This window comes from Eoetvoesiella caeni (genome assembly GCF_003315175.1).
GTDB lineage: Bacteria > Pseudomonadota > Gammaproteobacteria > Burkholderiales > Burkholderiaceae_B > Eoetvoesia > Eoetvoesia caeni.
Genome location: NZ_QNRQ01000010.1, coordinates 118,649 through 136,749, shown reverse-complemented (window position 1 = coordinate 136,749; position 18,101 = coordinate 118,649). Strand labels below are relative to the sequence as shown.

Annotated in this window: 17 protein-coding genes; 15 read left to right on the top strand and 2 right to left on the bottom strand. The window is 60.1% G+C overall.

Annotated elements, in window-relative coordinates:
- The first annotated feature begins 39 nt into the window (after positions 1 to 39).
- The 7 genes from DFR37_RS16665 (at position 40) to DFR37_RS16635 (ending at position 9,106) form a co-directional block, all read left to right on the top strand.
- On the top strand, positions 40 to 534 hold the full coding sequence (locus DFR37_RS16665) for a universal stress protein (protein ID WP_113934393.1): 495 nt from the start codon (positions 40 to 42) through the stop codon (positions 532 to 534).
- A gap of 53 nt (positions 535 to 587) precedes the next feature.
- Entirely contained in the window at positions 588 to 1,604 is a 1,017-nt protein-coding gene (locus tag DFR37_RS16660; protein ID WP_218951403.1) for a lipid A deacylase LpxR family protein, read from the top strand.
- Between the two features lie 203 nt (positions 1,605 to 1,807).
- Positions 1,808 to 2,704 (top strand): ribose-phosphate pyrophosphokinase, encoded by an 897-nt coding sequence (locus tag DFR37_RS16655; RefSeq protein WP_003050021.1) that lies wholly within the window; start codon positions 1,808 to 1,810, stop codon positions 2,702 to 2,704.
- A gap of 38 nt (positions 2,705 to 2,742) precedes the next feature.
- Positions 2,743 to 5,121, top strand: a complete 2,379-nt coding sequence (locus DFR37_RS16650; RefSeq protein ID WP_113934391.1) for a phosphoketolase family protein — start codon at positions 2,743 to 2,745, stop codon at positions 5,119 to 5,121.
- Positions 5,122 to 5,156: 35 nt separating this feature from the next.
- Complete coding sequence (locus DFR37_RS16645; protein ID WP_046482875.1) at positions 5,157 to 6,515, top strand: MBL fold metallo-hydrolase; 1,359 nt, start codon at positions 5,157 to 5,159, stop codon at positions 6,513 to 6,515.
- Positions 6,512 to 8,029: a thymidine phosphorylase family protein gene (locus DFR37_RS16640; protein WP_046482877.1), complete on the top strand. Its 1,518-nt coding sequence runs from the start codon at positions 6,512 to 6,514 to the stop codon at positions 8,027 to 8,029. The genes DFR37_RS16645 and DFR37_RS16640 overlap by 4 nt, the downstream gene beginning before the upstream one ends.
- Before the next feature lie 186 nt (positions 8,030 to 8,215).
- Positions 8,216 to 9,106, top strand: a complete 891-nt coding sequence (locus DFR37_RS16635) for a LysR family transcriptional regulator (protein WP_113934390.1) — start codon at positions 8,216 to 8,218, stop codon at positions 9,104 to 9,106.
- 23 nt (positions 9,107 to 9,129) lie between these two features.
- On the opposite strand, the gene DFR37_RS16630 is transcribed toward DFR37_RS16635, so the two are convergent.
- On the bottom strand, positions 9,130 to 9,423 hold the full coding sequence (locus DFR37_RS16630) for a helix-turn-helix domain-containing protein (protein ID WP_012112375.1): 294 nt from the start codon (positions 9,421 to 9,423) through the stop codon (positions 9,130 to 9,132).
- A gap of 119 nt (positions 9,424 to 9,542) precedes the next feature.
- On the opposite strand from DFR37_RS16630, the gene DFR37_RS16625 reads away from it, so the two are divergent.
- From DFR37_RS16625 to DFR37_RS23565, 3 genes are all read left to right on the top strand, one after another.
- Positions 9,543 to 10,196 carry a substrate-binding domain-containing protein gene (locus DFR37_RS16625; RefSeq protein WP_012112376.1) on the top strand — a complete coding sequence of 218 codons (654 nt, stop codon included), beginning with the start codon at positions 9,543 to 9,545 and terminating at the stop codon, positions 10,194 to 10,196.
- A 169-nt stretch (positions 10,197 to 10,365) separates the two neighbouring features.
- Complete coding sequence (locus DFR37_RS23570; protein WP_223157772.1) at positions 10,366 to 10,719, top strand: Dyp-type peroxidase domain-containing protein; 354 nt, start codon at positions 10,366 to 10,368, stop codon at positions 10,717 to 10,719.
- Positions 10,720 to 10,735: 16 nt separating this feature from the next.
- The gene (locus DFR37_RS23565) at positions 10,736 to 11,326 is read left to right on the top strand and encodes a Dyp-type peroxidase (RefSeq protein WP_269475623.1); all 591 of its coding nucleotides are present in this window, start codon (positions 10,736 to 10,738) and stop codon (positions 11,324 to 11,326) included.
- Between the two features lie 37 nt (positions 11,327 to 11,363).
- Here DFR37_RS23565 and DFR37_RS16615 read toward each other — a convergent pair whose 3' ends face one another.
- Entirely contained in the window at positions 11,364 to 13,295 is a 1,932-nt protein-coding gene (locus DFR37_RS16615; RefSeq protein ID WP_197913183.1) for a tyrosine-type recombinase/integrase, read from the bottom strand.
- 918 nt (positions 13,296 to 14,213) lie between these two features.
- Here DFR37_RS16615 and DFR37_RS16610 point away from each other — a divergent pair.
- The 5 genes from DFR37_RS16610 (at position 14,214) to DFR37_RS16590 (ending at position 18,088) form a co-directional block, all read left to right on the top strand.
- Complete coding sequence (locus DFR37_RS16610; protein WP_113934389.1) at positions 14,214 to 14,963, top strand: hypothetical protein; 750 nt, start codon at positions 14,214 to 14,216, stop codon at positions 14,961 to 14,963.
- Positions 14,964 to 15,081: 118 nt separating this feature from the next.
- A complete protein-coding gene (locus DFR37_RS16605) occupies positions 15,082 to 15,294 on the top strand; it encodes an AlpA family transcriptional regulator (RefSeq protein ID WP_113934388.1) in 213 nt (70 codons plus the stop codon).
- Positions 15,295 to 15,335: 41 nt separating this feature from the next.
- A complete protein-coding gene (locus DFR37_RS16600) occupies positions 15,336 to 16,211 on the top strand; it encodes a ParA family protein (RefSeq protein ID WP_113934387.1) in 876 nt (291 codons plus the stop codon).
- Positions 16,195 to 16,452, top strand: coding sequence for a type II toxin-antitoxin system HicA family toxin (locus tag DFR37_RS16595; RefSeq protein WP_113934386.1), 258 nt, complete (start codon positions 16,195 to 16,197; stop codon positions 16,450 to 16,452). Before DFR37_RS16600 ends, DFR37_RS16595 begins: the two co-directional genes overlap by 17 nt.
- Positions 16,445 to 18,088: a ParB family protein gene (locus tag DFR37_RS16590; RefSeq protein ID WP_113934385.1), complete on the top strand. Its 1,644-nt coding sequence runs from the start codon at positions 16,445 to 16,447 to the stop codon at positions 18,086 to 18,088. The genes DFR37_RS16595 and DFR37_RS16590 overlap by 8 nt, the downstream gene beginning before the upstream one ends.
- Positions 18,089 to 18,101: the final 13 nt, after the last annotated feature.

Sequence of the window (18,101 nt, the reverse complement as noted above, 5' to 3'; positions counted from 1 at the left end):
GTTCGGCACCCCGTCCTACTCTGATAACTGGAGATATTCATGTACTCAAGACTCCTGGTTCCGCTCGACGGAAGTCCTACCGCCAATTTGGCGCTCCACCACGCTGCGGTGCTGGCACGCCTGAATGGCGCAACCATCGTCTTGCTGCACGTCATCGAGGAGATGAAGCACAGCAACGGCTTCGAGAGGCCGAGGATCTATATTGAAGAAGTGAGGCCGGGCTTCCTGGCGGCCGGGCAGAAGCTGCTGGACGAGGCGGCGCTGCGGCTGAGGCAGGAAGGCTTGGCGGTTGAGACCGTCCTTCTGGAAAGCAAGGGCGAGCGCGTCTCGGTGCTCATCGCTCAGCAGGCACTGACCACTCAATGCGAGTTGGTGGTGCTGGGCACCCACGGACGTCGGGGCGTGGACAGGCTGCTGCTGGGAAGCGATGCAGAGCAGCTCGCTCGCATCGCACCAGTTCCGGTGATGCTGGTACGCCAGCCCCATTCTGTCATTGCTACTGCAACCCCTGGGCACGGTGGCATGCCAGCGTGACGAAAGTTCAGCCCACTGACCTCGCTGAATGGAGGCTCAGAGTCGCAGCTACCTTGCTGCTGCTGTCGCTGAGTGCCTGCGCGCAGGCACAGTCCTGCCACCGTGACAATCCGCTGCGCTCGACCGGAACGCTCAATCTGCGGATCGACAACGTCATGTTCGGCGGCATGGGACAGGATCAAGGGTACTCCAACGGGTTTCTCGCCAGTTGGGTTTCCCCCAACCTCGTGGACTATAGCGATGACCCTTGTCTACCGCGTCTCGTCCGTGGGCTGAATCGCTTTCTCACGATGCTCCAACCCCAAGGCTTCGACGAACAGAACATGACCATCGGCTTCGGGCAGATGATGTACACCCCGAACGACAAAACGCGCAGCGATCTCATCAAGGATGATCGTCCTTTCGCGGGCGCCTTGATGTTGAGCCTTGGCTATAACGCGAGGCGGGGCGATACGCTGCGCACTTCGCAACTCCGCGTGGGGGTGGTGGGGCCCTCCTCCCAGGCCAGGCAAGTCCAGAACTGGTGGCATGACACCGTCGGAGTGGACAGATTCAATGGCTGGAGACATCAACTGCGCGACGAACCCGTGCTGCAGTTGCTCCACGAACGCCGAACGCGAGTCTTCAGGCAAGAAAACGTCAGCGGTTGGGGTTGGGATCTGACCCGCCACTGGGGCGGCAGCTTGGGCAATTTCGCCACCTACGCGAATGTCGGCGGAGAACTGCGCTATGGCCTACGCCTGCCGGACGACTTAGGCACCGCACCGCTGCGCCCGGCTGGAGAAAACACCTCGCCCGTGCGTAAGACCGCTGGCAGCAACTGGAACGGGCACCTGTTCGTGGCACTCGACGGTCGCTGGGTTTTGCACGACATCACGTTGGACGGCAATACGTTCAAGTCCAGTCATAGTGTTGATAAACGGCCATTCGTGGCCGATGTGGGCTATGGCATCGCGATGACTCAGGGCAACTGGCGCATCGCGATAGCCCGCTACCACCGCACCCGCGAATTTCGTGGACAAAAGGAAATCCCGGTCTACGGAACGATCACCGTAGGACGGCGATTCTGATGCAGATCGATTCCTTGAACGCCATGCAAGCCACTCTGTTGCTGTTCATGACAAGAGCCTGGTTGCTTGTGGAGCTACCACGTCGACGCAGTACTGCCAATGCCGTCGTCATTAGCCAGTTGGCAAGGTGAACACAGCGAGCTGAACGATAAGGCACCCGCGCTCGATAAGAGACCAAGGACAACAAATAAGGAGATAAATGGATGCAACGACTCACCCTGGCCCTACCCGGCAATGAAGATCTGGCCCGCGGCATCGCGCAGGCATGCGGCAGCGAAGCCGGCCGCATCGAAACGCGCCGATTCCCCGATGGCGAGAGCTATGTCCGGTTGCATGGCGAACCTGCCGATCGGATCGTGGATGTGATTTGCACGCTGGCCCATCCTGATCCGCAGTTCCTGCTTCTGGCTTTTGCCGCTGACGCGGCGCGCGAACTTGGCGCGCAAGAGGTGAACCTGATCGCACCGTATCTGGCCTACATGCGCCAGGACAAGCGATTCCATGACGGAGAAAGCGTGACGTCGCGGTCCTTCGCACGTCTGGTCTCATCGACCTTCGACAAGCTGCTCACGGTGGATCCGCATCTGCACCGCTATCCGACACTATCAGCGGTCTACACGATCCCCACCATCACCTTGCATGCCGCACCACTGCTGGCCGACTGGATCGCGAATCATGTCGAAGAACCTTTGATCGTGGGCCCCGACGAGGAAAGCGAGCAGTGGGCCGGCGCCATCGCGTCCCGCATCGGCGTACCGCACGCTGTGCTTCGCAAGACACGCCATGGCGATCGCAGCGTGGACATCGATGTTCCCGACCTGTCGATCTGGCGCGGCAGAACGCCGGTGCTTGTGGACGACATCGCATCATCAGGCCGCACGCTCGCCGTCGCGGCGCGCAAGCTCGCCGAGCAAGGAATGCGCAAGCCGGAGTGCGTAGTGGTGCATGCCCTGTTCGCCGAGGATGCCTGGGCCCAATTGACACCGTTGTTTGCCCGAATTACGTCCACCGACGCAGTACCGCATCCGAGCAACCGGATTGGTCTCGCTTCGCTGATTGCCGACGCTCTCTCTAGCGGGAAAACCGATCCGCGAGGCTGATCTTTTTATCGATCCAACTATTTTCAAGGAGACCTGAAATGTCCTCTCAAGCTAACCTCGCAACCGATTGGCGTGCTGGTTACGGGCCCATCGCGCACAGGTCTGAAACCATCGAACGTATGCAGGCCCTCGTGCAACGTCTGGTCGCGCAAAGGCGTATAGCAGACGAAGCCTCGGCCCATGCGCTGCTGGCTGCAGCCGACCGGGTGGCCTGCACGGCCATGAGCGTAGTGGCGCATATGACCTATGCCCGGCGCATCGACCGAAGCGGCTGCCCACTGGGCTCCGATGATTTCAAACAAACGCCCGAAGGCCACACCGGCGGCTCGCTCAACATGGTGCCAGCCTTCGTGGGTTATCTGTTGGCCAACGCGCTGACCGGGACGACACGCGGCTGGCTCATGGGGCAGGGGCACTGCGTGGCCGCGATCGAGGCGGTGAACGCACTGACCGGCGATGTATCCGCCGCCCAGCGTGGACGCTACGACCGCAGCGAGGCGGGCCTGTCGCTCCTGATCGCGGACTTCTACTCCTATGCCATCGATAAGCAGGGTCGGCCCGCGGTACCGCTGGGTAGCCATGCCGGGCCGAACACGGCCGGCGCGATCTCCGAAGGCGGCTATCTGGGGTTCGCCGGGCTGCAGTATGTGCACACGCCGTTGCCGGGAGAAAGCCTGGTGGCATTCCTCAGTGATGGCGCTTTCGAGGAACAACGTGGCTCGGACTGGGCGCCGCGCTGGTGGCGCGCCGAGGACTGCGGCTTCGCCATCCCGGTCATGATTCTCAACGGACGGCGCATCGAGCAGCGCACCCAGATCGTGCAGGAAGGTGGCGCTACCTGGCTGGCCGAGGACCTGCGCCACAACGGCTTCGATCCGGTCATCGTTGATGGACGTGATCCGATGGCGATCGCATGGGCCATTGTTGAAGCCGAAGACACGCTGAGCGCCTTCGCTGCACGCTCGGATCGGCGCTATCCGGTCAAGCTGCCCTACGTGATCGCCGAGACGGAGAAAGGTTTTGGCTTCCCGGGCGCGGCGACCAATGCCGCCCACAACCTGCCGCTGAACGGCAATCCGCGCGAGGATGCGCAGGCACGCGAGGCCTTCAACGCAGGGGCTGCGGCGCTGTTCGTGCCCGAGAGCGAACTGGAAAACGCGCTCACCGTCCTTGCGAATCACGGCCAGAGCCAGCGCTCGCGCGAAAGCGAGCACCCCATGGCCCTACGCCATCCAGCGAGCCCTCATCTGCCGATGCCGGCCTGGGCGCCAACTGAGGTATCGGGCAGCGCCATGTCCGCACTGGACCGTTGGTTCGTGGAGCTAGTGCAGGCAAATCCACAGTTGCGCATCCGGATCGGCAATCCCGATGAACTGGCCAGCAACAAGATGGGGACCACGCTAGCGCTGCTCAAGCACCGCGTCAACGTGCCCGAACCCGGCGCCCCGGAATCGACGGATGGCTCGGTGGTCACCGCACTCAATGAAGAAGCCGTTGCGGCCGCCGCCCTCGCCAACAAAGGGGGGCTGAACCTGATCGTCAGCTACGAGGCATTCGCGGTCAAGATGCTTGGATTGATGCGCCAGGAGATCATCTTCGCGCGTCGGCAGAAGGAGCTGGGCCAGCCGCCAGGCTGGATCTCCGTCCCGCTGATCGTCACATCCCACACCTGGGAGAACAGCAAGAACGAGCAGTCACACCAGGACCCGACCATTGGCGAAGCATTGCTGGGGGAGATGTCGGACACCGCACGCGTGTTGTTCCCGGTGGATGCCAACACGGCGTGCGCCGCGCTGCGAGCGGTCTACGCCAGCCGGGGCCAAGTGGCTTGTGTTGTGGTCTCCAAGCGCGACACGCCGAATCACTTCAATGCCGCCGTCGCTCAATCGCTGATCGAGCACGGCGCAGCCCATGTAGCCGGCGATCCGGCTACAGCACAACTGCAGTTCGTGGCGATTGGCGCCTACCAGTTGGAGGAAGCGCTCAAAGCCCACGCCCGCCTGGGGCACCATGGGTTTACGTCGTGCGTCACCGTGGCGATCGAGCCCGGCCGTCTGCGCATTCCACGAGACGACCTTGAGGCCGCCTTCGTGCTCGGTGACGAAGCACTGCAAGCGCTCTTCCCGCCTCACCTGCCGCGCGTGTTGATGAGCCATACCCGCCCTGAGCCGATGCTGGGCGTGCTGCGCCGCATTGACAGCGGCCCCTCGAAGACGCGGGCTTTGGGCTACATCAACCGCGGCGGCACACTCGATGTGGCTGGAATGCTGATCGCCAACCGCTGCACCTGGGCGGACGCCATCTATGCGGCTGCGCAAGTGACCGGCTGGAACAGTTCGCAGGTTGCTGCGGCCGCGACCGACGCGCGAATTTCAAGTGGTTCTGACGCGGTCCGCGGCGACCGCGCCGGTTCCTGATTTCACAACCCACCAACAAGAGAGGAGACAAATACATGCTCTCATTGACCAGCCTGGGTGGTGCCGGCACCGTCACCGGCTCCAAGCACCTTATCACCCATGGCAATACCCGCATCCTGATCGACTGCGGACTGTTCCAGGGATTGAAAAACCTGCGCGAACTTAATTGGCAGCGCCTGGCCGTTGAACCCAAGGACATCGATGCGGTCGTACTGACGCATGCGCACCTGGATCATTGTGGGTATCTGCCCCGATTGGTGCTGGACGGGTTCCGCGGGAAGATTTTCTCGACCTCAGCCACGCGAGATGTCGCCGAACTCATCCTGCTCGACAGTGCCTGGTTGCAAGAGAAGGACGCCGAGTTCGCCAATCGAAAAGGATTTTCCAAACACAAGCCAGCCCTTCCGCTGTATCGGGTTCGGGATGCAGAACGTGCGCTCCTGCAGTTCAAACCGGTTCCGCTGCATCAAGAGACGGAATTGCCGGGCAATGCCCGTCTACTGCTGCGCAGCGCTGGTCACATTCTTGGGGCGGCGACGGTTCAGATCGACATTGGCGGCAAGCGTTTGGTGTTCTCCGGCGACCTGGGGCGCTATGACGATGTGGTCATGCCTGATCCTGAACCCGTCACGGCAGCGGACTACATCATCATCGAGTCCACCTATGGCAATCGTCGTCATGACCGTTCCGATGCCGTCGAAGCGCTGGGCGACATCATCGAGCGCACGACTCGCCGCGGAGGCACCGTAGTGATTCCCGCTTTTGCCGTTGGACGCGCGCAGTCGTTGATCTATGACCTATGGCTGTTGCGACAGCGCGGTCGGCTCCGCACCGTGCCCGTCTATCTGGACAGTCCCATGGCCACCAGCGCAACTGCGCTGCTGCACCGCCATGCCGACGACCACAAGCTCGCACAACACGATTTCGAGGCGGCATTCTCAGAAGTCACATACATGCGCGACGTTGAAGAGTCCAAGGCGCTATCGGCGAATCGCTACCCCAAGGTGATTATTTCCGCCAGCGGCATGGCCACCGGTGGCCGCGTGCTGCATCACATAGAAGCGTTTGGCGGCAGTCATCAGAACACGCTGCTGTTCTCTGGATTCCAGGCAGCAGGTACGCGCGGACGCAAGCTGCTTGAGGGCGCTCGCGAAGTCAAAATTCATGGGCGCTGGATGCCGATCAAGGCGGAGGTCGCCGAGCTTGCGATGTTGTCGGCTCATGCCGACAGCGATGAGCTGATGCGATGGCTGCGCAGCTTTACCAAGGCACCGGAAAGAGTGTTCATTGTTCACGGTGAATCCGATGCCTCCGAGGCGCTGCGCGAACGTATCCAGCGCGAACTCAATTGGCACGCATCGGTGTCCATGCAAAACCAGGAATTCGCCCTGTGAGTGCCCGCATCACCCCCCAGACACCCGCCTTGCAAGCATTGCGCATGCGACTGCATGCCCAGCATCAACCCGTCGTCTTGATGCGTACCGATTGCCATGTCTGCCGTGCCGAAGGGCTGGCACCGCGGTCACAGGTACTGATCATTGCCGGCGACCGCACTGTGCAAGCGCTACTGTACCAAATCGACAGCGATCTGCTCAAAACCGGACAGATCGCTCTGTCCGAGGCCGCCTGGGATGCCCTGGACATTCATGAGGGCGATCTTGTGCAGGTTCGGCATCCTCCGCTGCTCGAATCGTTGTCGGCCGTGCGTGCGCGAATTCACGGCCACCGACTGCAAACGACGGAGTTGCAGGCGATCGTCCGTGATGTGGTCGATGGTCGCTATACCGATGTCGCACTTTCGGCCTTCCTGACCGCAACGGCGGTACTGCCTCTGGATATGCAAGAGACCATCCATCTCACCCGTGCGATGGTCGATGTCGGAGATCACCTGCAATGGCAGGCTCCGATTGTTGTGGACAAGCATTGCGTGGGCGGATTACCGGGAAATCGCACCACGCCGTTGGTGGTTGCCATCGCCGCAGCCAATGGATTGGTGATGCCCAAGACCTCATCACGCGCCATCACCTCTCCCGCTGGCACCGCGGACACCATGGAAACGCTGGCTCCTGTAGACCTGGACCTGGATACGCTCAGAAAGGTCGTGGAGAAAGAGGGTGGATGCGTGGCGTGGGGCGGCGCGATGCACCTCAGCCCCGCGGACGACATCTTCGTGCGTATTGAGCGTGAACTGGATATCGACACGCAAGGACAACTGATTGCCTCGGTGTTATCCAAGAAGATTGCAGCAGGGGCGACCCACATCGTGATCGATATTCCGGTTGGGCCAACCGCAAAAGTCCGCAGCCGGGAAACTGCCGAGCATCTTGCGCATCACCTTTCGGAAGTCGCCGCGTCATTTGGCCTTGTATTGCGTTGCCTGTTTACAGACGGGAATCAGCCTGTCGGCAGAGGTATCGGCCCGGCGTTGGAGGCGCGCGACGTGTTGGCCGTATTGCGCAACGAGGCGGATGCGCCGCAAGACCTATGTGACCGCGTGGCGTTGGTCGCGGGCGCGGTGCTTGAGCTTGGCGGTGTCGCCAAAGAAGGGGACGGACTTCGGTTGGCTCACGAGACGATCAGCAGTGGCCGCGCCTGGGAAAAATTTCAGAGAATCTGCGCGGCTCAGGGGGGATTTCGTGAGCCGCCCCAAGCTCTCTATGTCGAACCGCTTTTGGCAACCACTTCAGGCCGAGCAGTACACATCGACAACCGTAAGCTGTCCCGTTTAGCCAAATTAGCCGGAGCGCCTGAGAGTCCAGCCGCAGGGATTCAATTGCAAGTGCGCTTAGGTGACGAGGTAACACGCGGACAATCATTGATGTTTTTGCATGCGCAAACCTCTGGAGAGATGGCCTATGCACTCGCATACGTGCATGACATTGGTGACATCGTAAAGATTGAACCTTAGCGCCGTAGATAAACAGGGCTCTTGAATGCTCAGTCAAACACAGCCCGGCCTCTCGTTTGGAAAAGTTGAACGCCTACATCTCGTGCTCAAAGAGCATATGCAAAAAACATCGCCTAGAAGTTTTCAACCTGCATAGCGTGGAGCAAATAGAAGGAGGTCGTCAGCGTCTGAATAGGAACATTGCTCATGGAACTGCGACACCTGCGTTGCTTTATCGTTTTGGCCGAAGAGCTTCATTTCACACGGGCCGCCGAGCGCCTGCATATCGAGCAACCCCCTTTATCTCGCGCCATCAAAGAGCTTGAAGACGAACTGGGGGTGGTACTTTTCGACCGAAATCGCCGTGGAACCGTTCTGACCGCAGCAGGTGCTGCCTTCTTGCAGGATATTCGACGCCTGTTCACCGTCCTGGAGCAGGCACGAGAAAACGCCAAGGCTGTCGCCTCAGGCTTGCGAGGCAGCTTGCGCATTGCAGTGTCCGATGGTGCGATCGATCCTCGACTGTCAGCATTTCTGGTCCGCTGCCGCGCAGAGGAACCGGAGATAGAGATACGCCTATCCGAGGTGCCGTTGGCCGAGCAGCTACGCGGCTTGCGGTCAGGCGACTTCACGATCGGATTCGCGCACACGGCCGAAGTCGGTGACGACATTGTTGCCGAACCCATCTGGCGGGATCCGTTGGTGATCGCCGTGCCAGCTCGGCACGCGCTGCTCGTCCACAAGAAGGTCCCACTTCATGAACTCCGGGGGCATCCGCTTGTCTTGTGCGACCCTCACGCATGCGAGGGGTACTGCCGCGAATTGGGGCGGCTCTTGCAGGTGCTGGAGCACAAGCTGAACATCGTCGAGGAAGTGTCTTCGCTGGACATGATGCTCACGCTGGTCGGTGCAGGATATGGCGTCGGCTTCATGACGGCGACCAAGATTCCGGTCTGCCAATGGCCGGATGTGGTGATTCGTCCCTTGGCGATGGATTCCGCGGTGATCACCACCTACTTGCTTCGGCCTGAAAGCAACAGTTTGTCGGCTTCGCTGGAGCGGTTTATCGCTCGGTTACGCGACTCGTCCGACGGTTGACGGAGTCCTGCCGGCGGACATCCTCAAGGATCGGTTTCGGCACGCAGATTGCGTTCGGTCGCCGTCATCAGTTCAGCCGCGCTTATCCTGAGCGCCGTAGAAATTCTCAGTATGAGAGGCAGTGTGGGCACGTGCTCACCGCGCTCGATCTTGCCCATGTGCGAGCGCGAGATGACTGCCCGAGACGCGAACTCGTCTTGCGCGACTCCCTGAGCGACGCGGGCAGCGCGCACGGCCTGTCCGAAGGCCAACGCCGACTCGGATTCATACGTTGATGTGCCAGTAGGGCGGCCTGGCTGGATTGTTGATTTCTGCATTAGCAGAAGCGTCAAACAATCTTCCAAAATTAACCACGTTATTTTTAACGACGTTAAACTTCACTCTTAACCACGATGTTGGTTCGCCTTCCTGGCCAGATCGCTTCTTGGGGGTCCTCATGCATGCCACCAGCCAGTTTTCTCATTTCAGGCTTGCTATAGCACCCGGGGTGCCGTCCTCATGCCTCTCCACGCTTCTCGCCCTGCAGCGCACGGAAGAGCCGGACACCCCCATCGCCTTCTTTGAAGCCTCGGGTGACGACCTGGTGATCGGCCTTGAAGAAGGCCGCTATGACGCAGGAATATCGCTTCGGCACGTGAGTGCTCCGTTCCTGAGAAGCCAGCCTTTGTGGATCGATAACATGGCTGTCGCCATGCCATTGCGGTCTTCCTTGCTTGGCCGGGCAACGCTCACGACCGCCGAGGTTCTGGACTACCCCGGGTTTCGCTGGCAAGCAGAGACCTGCCCGCTGCTGGATCAGCGGTTGTCCTCCTTCCCGCCGCTGAGCGAGCAGAGCATGCAGCATGTCACTTCGTTTGAGATTTTGGCGCTATGGGTCGCCGCTGGCTATGGCGTCGGGATCTCTGCGCAATCGCGTATTGAGCGCGCCCATGCCTGGGGCATCACCATGCGGCCGCTTTCTGATGCTCCCTACGAGGTCGTGACACATCTGCAGCGGCCCAGGGAGCGAGCCAGCGCCATTTCTGAGCTGTTCGAGCGCAGGGCGATGCAGGTTGCCAAAGATAGCGCGGCCTACTCGAATACCCGATAGCTCACTCGCGCTGCGTGCTCTCCACTCAGATGCCGATGCCAGGCATCCGTAATCGGCGCGGGAATTCACTGCTTCCTGGTAATTGCAACGGCACGCGCTGTCAATGCGCCAGCATCGCGTTTTCATCTCTGGCAACATGACGAATTAAACCGGCCTTATGGAGATGCCAATGGTTGGAAGTAGTTGGGACCGAGTACCCATCGACTCGCAAAGCATCGATGCGCCACTGTCGCGCGCGGCGGTGTTTCTCACATTGACGGTCGCCGAGGGCCGAGAGTCCCTGCAGGCGGTCGCCGGCGTCCTGGACGGCCTGGACGACCTGATCAAGACGGTGGGCTTTCTTCGCGATCTCAACGGCCGGCTGTCGTGCATCACCGCCCTGGGATCGGCGCTGTGGGACCGTTTCCAGGCCGGAAGGCGCCCGAAAGAACTGCGTCCCTTCGCACCCATCAAGGGCGCGAAGCACACCGCGCCGGCCACGCCCGGCTCATATCCGGGCCGAGGGCGAGGACCTCTGCTTTGAATTCGAGCGCCTGCTGTTGGACCAATTGGGCAGCAGCGTGACGGTGGCCGACGAGGTGGCGTGCTTTCGCTATTTCGACTCCCGCGATCTCCTTGGCTTCGTCGATGGCACAGCCAATCCGACCGGGCACGAAATCGGCGCATCCACGCTGGTCGGCAGTGAGGATCAGGAATTCGCCGGCGGGAGCTACGTGGTGGTGCAGATGTATCTGCATCAAATGCAGCCGTGGGCTCGGCTTCCCGAGGACCAGCAAGAGCAGATCATCGGCCGGGAGATCGTCAGCAATATCGAATTGCCCGATGCGACGAGCGGCCAGAAGTCGCACAAGACCCTCGCCACGATCGTGGGTGCTGACGGTACCGAGCACGACATCCTGCGCGACAACATGCCCTTTGGCCGCCCCGGCCAAGGCGAATACGGCACCTACTTCATCGGCTACTCCAGGCATCTGTGCGTCACGCAGAAGATGCTGAAGCGCATGTTCCTCGGCGATCCGCCGGGCATGAACGACCGCCTGCTCGATTTCTCGACGGCGCACACTGGTGCCGTGTTCTTTGCGTCCGCCCCGCGCACGCTGAGCGAACTCGTGCAGGCTGTACAAGCGTAGCGCGGGGGCCGCAAGGCGCCCGCAAGGGCTGGTAGCCCTATGCGCCGTCCAGAACCACGGCGCTGTCCACCATTCGGCGAACGCTCTGCCGCACCTCCTCTGGGATAGGCCGCGGTGGGACTGTCTCTGGCGCATTCGCATGGAACTGGCCGCTTGCGATGACCTGGACCACCATGCCCAGATTGCTTGGCGTCACCAAATCGATGGCCGCGCGATCGCCCAGGTCCGGGTGTGGCCGGGTCAGCATGCGGTAAAGCTCCCACGAATCCGCTTGCGGACACTGGCGCATGAGCACCTGGGCCAGCTTGTGCTTGAGCGGCACCAGTTGCCAATCGGGAACTCGCTGGCCCCGGTTGCCCAAGCTGACGGATAGCAGTTTGCCGGCCTTCAACTCGCGGTTGATCTGGTCTTTGGACTTCCCGGCCAACTTGCCGAACAGGGGGACCGGCAGGCTGCTCGGCGATTCATAGATGGCCAGCATTTCCTCGCGCTCGCGCTGGATGGCAGATACTTCCGGTTCTGGCGCATGCGTCGGAGGCGGCGGCACCTGCGACAGCCGCTGGAACGTGATGCTCCCGTCGTTCGGCGTCACGACGATGGGAGCGGTCACCATCGACGGAACGGGTGCCGCAGAGGACGCTGCAACGATGGCGTCGGGCTTGTCCTCCTCTGCCATGGCCGGCACGCCCTCGATGTGAATGGTGAGGTGCGCGCTGGCCGCCTCCACCTGGCCCTGTTCGAGCAGGTCGAGGCGATCCGCCCAGTCCTGCATCATCCGGCGGCGCGGCTCAACGTACTTGGCATGGTTGTAAGCCGAACTCACCTTGTTCGGGTCGGAGTGCGAGAGCTGCGCGTCCACCCAAATCTTGGGGTAGCCGATCTCGTTGAGCGCCGTCGAAATCGTTCCCCGGATGCCGTGGCCGGTCAGTTGGTCCTCGTAGCCCATCCGCTTCAAGGCGGCATTGAGGGTGTTCTCGCTGATGCGCTTCTTGAGTTCGCTGCGGTGCGCCAGCAGGTGGCGCTGGGCCGGCCGTATCACCCCCAGAAGGTAGCTCACGATCTCGATGGCTTGAAGGGACAGCGGTACGATGTAGGGCGGCACATCCTGGGGGCGCTTGCCGGCCTTGCGCATCTCATCCTGAAGCTGCTTGACGATCTGGGGTGGAATGATCCAGAGGCCGCGGTCCAGGTCGAACTGATCCGGGGTCGCCAGCCGCAGCTCGCCGGTTCGCACCCCGGTCAGGAACAGCAGCCGGATGCCGAGCTGGGTCTGCCAGCCACGCGGGTTGTAGAGCCGGAGCTTCTGAAGGAATTCCGGCAGCTCGGGCAAATGCAAGTACGGGTTGTGGTTCACCGGAGGCTTGGGCTCCGCCACCACATCCAGGTCAGAAGCCGGATTGGCCTCCAGCCCCTCGACGATCACGAGGGCATAGCGGAACAACTGGCTCAACCAGGTGCGGACCTTTTCTGCCGTGGTGAAAGCCTTGCGTTCCTCGATTCTTGCCAGGACGCCCAGAAGCTGGGGCCGGCGAATGTCGTAGATCGACATCTTCCCGAGGGCGGGCAGCACGTCCTTGCCGAAAATCCGCAGGATCTGCGAGAGGGTGCTTTGACGGCCTTCCTTGAGTTCCTTGCGCCGATGCTCGACCCAGGCATCGAAGACCGCCTTGAACGTGTAGTCGGCCGCCAGCTTCACGGCATGGCGTTTCTGCTTGCGGTCGGTGTGAGGGTTGATGCCCCTAGCCAAGAGTGCGCGGGCTTCGTCGCGCAAGGTACGCGCTTCACGCAGGCCGATCTCGGGGTAGTTGCCCAGGGAGATGCGCTTTTGCTTGCCGAGCCAGTAGTAGCGCAGGTGCCACGATTTGCCGCCGGTAGGGGCGACCACCAGGCCGAGGCCATCGGTATCGGGGAGGCTGTAGGTTTTGTCAGCGGCCTTGGCTTGCCGCACAGTCAGATCAGAGAGTGCCATCATCGAAGCTCCTAAGTCTTGGACTTAGGCCCGATGCTGCTGGTCATCCCGATCCAACCCCAGCAACAAACCGGAACCGGCACCGCCCGCATTCTTTGGCCTTGTTTTTGGCCTCAAAAACGCTGGCTGTCGGTGGATTCCAGTGGCTTTTGCTGGAATGAAAAAAGGAGCCGAAGCTCCTCTTTTCAACGACTTACAGACCCCAGTGGAAGTCTGTAGATCATAATTTGGAGCGGGAAACGAGACGCACATTAGCAATCTAAGGCGCTGTTTCATAAACGCTTTTTCCATCTGTATAAGCAGATGGTGACTTGATTTTAGCCTTGTTTATCGACGTCGGCAATGGAGCCGTTCCATCGATGTCCAGGCATGTCCAAGCGCATCTTCTGAGTCTCCATCCATGCTCGAACGAGGGGAGTTTCAATAAGTTACGGCGCATTTTAGCGTTGTAGTGATGTGGGTGTCAGCTGCAGTTCGCAGAGGTTGCGTGCTCTTTCAATGGTTCTGGGCGCCACGCTTTTAGATGCTATTTAGGTCTATCAGGATACCGATCAGGTATTACCGTCGTAGGATGCCCCACTATGGTGCAGCGAATTCACCACACACAAGTTGAGTCCTTAGGACTCTTGGTTATGCCATGCAGATATCAGACTATACACGTTTGGTCTTGATTAGAACGGCTCCGATTGCGACGCTGATGGCATGAGCGCTAATGCTGAGCTAATTTTCTGTCTTTGCTCGATTACTGGCAAATGTTAATTTTTGCATATTGAACGAACGAAGGCTAGATGTTGCGGATGCTAATAATCTTGCATGTCCGTTTCTTCCCGTCTCTGTCGCTCTAGTCGGGGGGAGAGAATAGCCTTTGGTTGGCAACGGAACCGTCAATGGGGTGACGCTTCCGTGGGGAGAAGGGACATGCATAACGAGGGTCCCCCGCGATCGAAGGTGTTTTATCATCCTCTTGAGGCAGCCGTTCGCTGGGCGGGGTTATTACGGTATGAATCGCTGATTATGAAATCAGTCAGATCACTTCAGTGTCTACCTCGGTCAATGGATTGCCCTCGTTGGGGTGAATGTCGTCTATATGCGGAACGCATCTATGATGGCATCGTCAATAGTGAGCTGCCGTTTGGTAAGAATGGAATTACACTCAACGACGATGCTCTGCTCACTTCTCCAGAATTGACTATCCGTCACATTAATCTGAAACGTTGGATGCGAACTTACTATCCAGAGCACCGGCCCGGTTTTCTCTTTAGCCGTGGTGAACGCATGACGCATCCCTTTATCACTGTAGATACGGTTCAAGCGATATTGACCGAGCGCTTGGCTTTGAGGGCCGCGTTGGGGCAGAATCAACGTGATTTTCTCGAATTGCAGGAAAAATATAAATCCTTGCTTGAGAAGTCCGCGGCATTGCTATCGTCCGAGCAGGGTGCCATTAGTGATCGAGCTGAAGCTACCTATTTGCACATCATTGGCAGCATGTTGGCATTGATGCTAGGACAATCACCGTCTGGCATGCCGTACTCAAACTTCAAGACCCAAGAAGCTATCGTAAGTGCATTGGTGGCACATCACGATGGCGTCATGGGCATCACGGAAAGGACGTTGAACGGCAAATTCGCAACGGCAAGGCGCCGACTGCATAACGTCTCCCTTTGAAGTCGGCCAGCTTGTATGTGCAGTCGCGGATATTGCATTTGCAATGATTTTCTGCGGCAGTGTCTATTGAATAGAGGTCACGCCAACAAACGCCACTGAGCGTTCAGGAGTGACTGTCATGTCGCAAACCCCGATACTGCCAGCGAATGAGCGTCGTATCCTTCGCCTCGAAGAAGTTGAGGCAAAGTCCGGCTTCAAGCGCGCCCACATCTACAACCTGATGAAGAAGCGCCAATTTCCACAGGCACTGCGCTTGGGCGTGCGCGCTGTCGGCTGGGACTCCATCGAGATCGACCAGTGGATCGCTGAGCGCGTCAACAATCGGGCCTGACCCGTTCTCCTACGGATTTTTCATCCTCGAAAGGAGACGCCATGCAGGTCGTATCTATCATTTCAACGAAAGGCGGTGTTGGCAAGACTACCACCGCAGCCAATCTGGGCGGACTCGCTGCGGACGCGGGTCTGCGCGTACTGCTGCTCGATCTCGATGTGCAGCCTACCTTGTCCTCCTATTATGAGCTGGGCCGCCGTGCTCCTGGCGGCATCTATGAACTGCTGGCTTTCAACGAGCACGATCTTGGCCAGCTTGTGTCCCACACGATCATCCCAGGCCTCGATCTTGTACTGTCCAATGACCTCCGAAGTGAGTTGAACACCTTGCTGCTGCATGCACCCGACGGGCGTCTGCGGCTAAGACACTTACTGCCAGTGCTGGCGCCGCTCTATGACTTGGTGCTGATCGACACTCAGGGCGCGCGCTCGGTGTTGCTGGAGATGGCGGTGCTCGCCTCCAACCTCGCGCTGTCGCCTGTGACTCCCGAAATCCTTGCCGCCCGCGAACTGCGACGCGGCACGATGCAGTTGTTGGAGGATATTGCACCGTATCGTCATCTCGGGATTGAGCCTCCGTCATTGCACCTGCTCATCAACCGTGTTCACCCGGTGTCCGCCAATGCGCGATTGATTCAACGGGCTCTGCGTGATCTGTTCCAGGATCACACAGGCGTTCGTGTGTTGGACACCGATGTACCGGCTATCGAAGCCTACCCACGCGCTGCAACGCGTGGCCTGCCGGTGCATCGGGTCGAGTACCGACAGCCGCCGGGCAGAGTTGCGCCAGCCGCGCTCGATACCATGCGCGCGCTGGCCGCCGAATTGCTCCCACAGTGGCATGATCGATTTGCGCAGGTGGTCGGTCGCCAGCCGCGCTCCGCTGATACAGGGGGGCGCCATGGCGAACGTTCATGAACTGGCCCGAGGCCACAAGCGATTGAGAGTTCTGATCGAGTTCGCCTTGAGCGAGGGCTGGCACGTCAAACGTACCCCCGGCGGACACCTCAAGTTCACCAGGCCCGGCTTCGCCTCAATCTACACCAGCTCGACAGCAAGTGACCACCGAGCGGCGCTCAACGCGAAGGCACAGATTCGCCACGCCGTGCGAGGACCAGGTTCCTCGCACGCCAACGATCGTGGGGGCGATCATGGCTGACATGACCTCCCAGGAGATGGCTGGCAAGCTACTCGCAGCAGGGTTCGAGCGCGGTGGCCCGCCAGCCTTGGCCTTGAGTGACCCCATTGCCGATACGCCCATGGTCGTTACCCTGGATCAATTACGCCCCTATGACCACGATCCGAGGAAGAAGCGCAATCCGGCCTATGAGGACATCAAGGCCTCAATCCGTGAGCGTGGTCTTGACGCGGCGCCAGCCATCACGCGGCGCCCGGGTGATGATCACTATATCATCCGCAACGGGGGCAATACGCGGCTGGCGATTTTGCGCGAACTGTGGTCGGCGACTAAGGACGAGCGCTATTTCCGCATATCATGTCTGTTTCGTCCATGGCCTGAGCGTGGCGAGATCGTTGCGTTGACTGGGCACCTCGCGGAAAACGAACTGCGTGGAGGTCTCACCTTCATCGAGCGTGCCCTGGGGGTCGAGAAGGCGCGTGAGTTTTACGAACTGGAAAGCGGCTGCAAGCTGAGCCAATCCGAATTGGCCCGGCGCCTTGCTGCCGATGGCTACCCCGTGCAACAGTCGCATATCAGTCGGATGGCTGACGCGGTGCGCTATCTTTTACCTGCGATCCCGACTGTCCTTTATGCCGGGCTGGGCCGCCACCAGGTCGAGCGGCTGTCGGTCATGCGTAAAGCCTGTGAGCGTACCTGGGATCGCTATGTCAAGGATCGTCCTCTGGTGCAGGGCTTTGACGACTTCTTCCAGGAAGTGCTGTCGCAGTTCGATACCCAGGGCGATGAGTTCTCGTCACCACGGGTACAAGATGAGCTGATCGGACAGATGGCTGATCTGCTGGGTATAGATTACGATGTGCTGGCCCTGGACCTGACAGAATCCGAAAGCCGCCAGCGCGCTTTGGTCAGCGACCCAACGCCGCCATCATCACCGCCCGTATTGCCTAAACCTGGGGACATTCCACGCCCACTTGATCGAACCGTACCCTACGCTGCAAAGGCTGCACCGCCGGCGCCACCTGTCGGTGGGTTCGCCGACGCCCCTCCGATGCACGAGAGCGATGAAAATGCCGAAGCTGCGGTAATGGCGGACAACCTGCTTCAGGAGCACATCGTCTCGCCAGCACCGACGACTGAGCGGCTACAGTCCATCCAACGCATGCTTGCCGACCAGTTGGGCAATGCTTTGCCGCCTGACTTCTCGGCGAGTGTCTTACAGTCCATTCCAGTGCAGGCCGGCGGCCTCTATCCGATCTCCGATGTCTGGTACATCGATCCTGGCCTGGATACGCCCGAGCGCCTGCGCATTCACATCGCGCAGTTCGCCCACGAGATCGCGAACGAGGCGGGCCTGGGTGAGTGCATCAATGACCGCCCAGACGGCATCGGTTTCGAATGCCATACCCGTACCCAGGCCTTGGCCCCGCTGGGCCGCGCCGTCCTCGCATTGCTGGCTTGCCTGGCCGGCCAGCAACTTGCAGACATCAGCCTGGACAACGGACAAGTCGTCAACGACCTGCCGGTGCTGTTGCACGGTCAGGGCGACGCAACCCTGCGACTGAGCGATGCTGCGCTGGTCAAGCTGTTCCGATTGCTGCGATTGGCCCGGCGTTTGCTAGACTTGGAAGCTGGGCCTGCGGGCTCTGGAACGTGAGCGGAGAAGACTG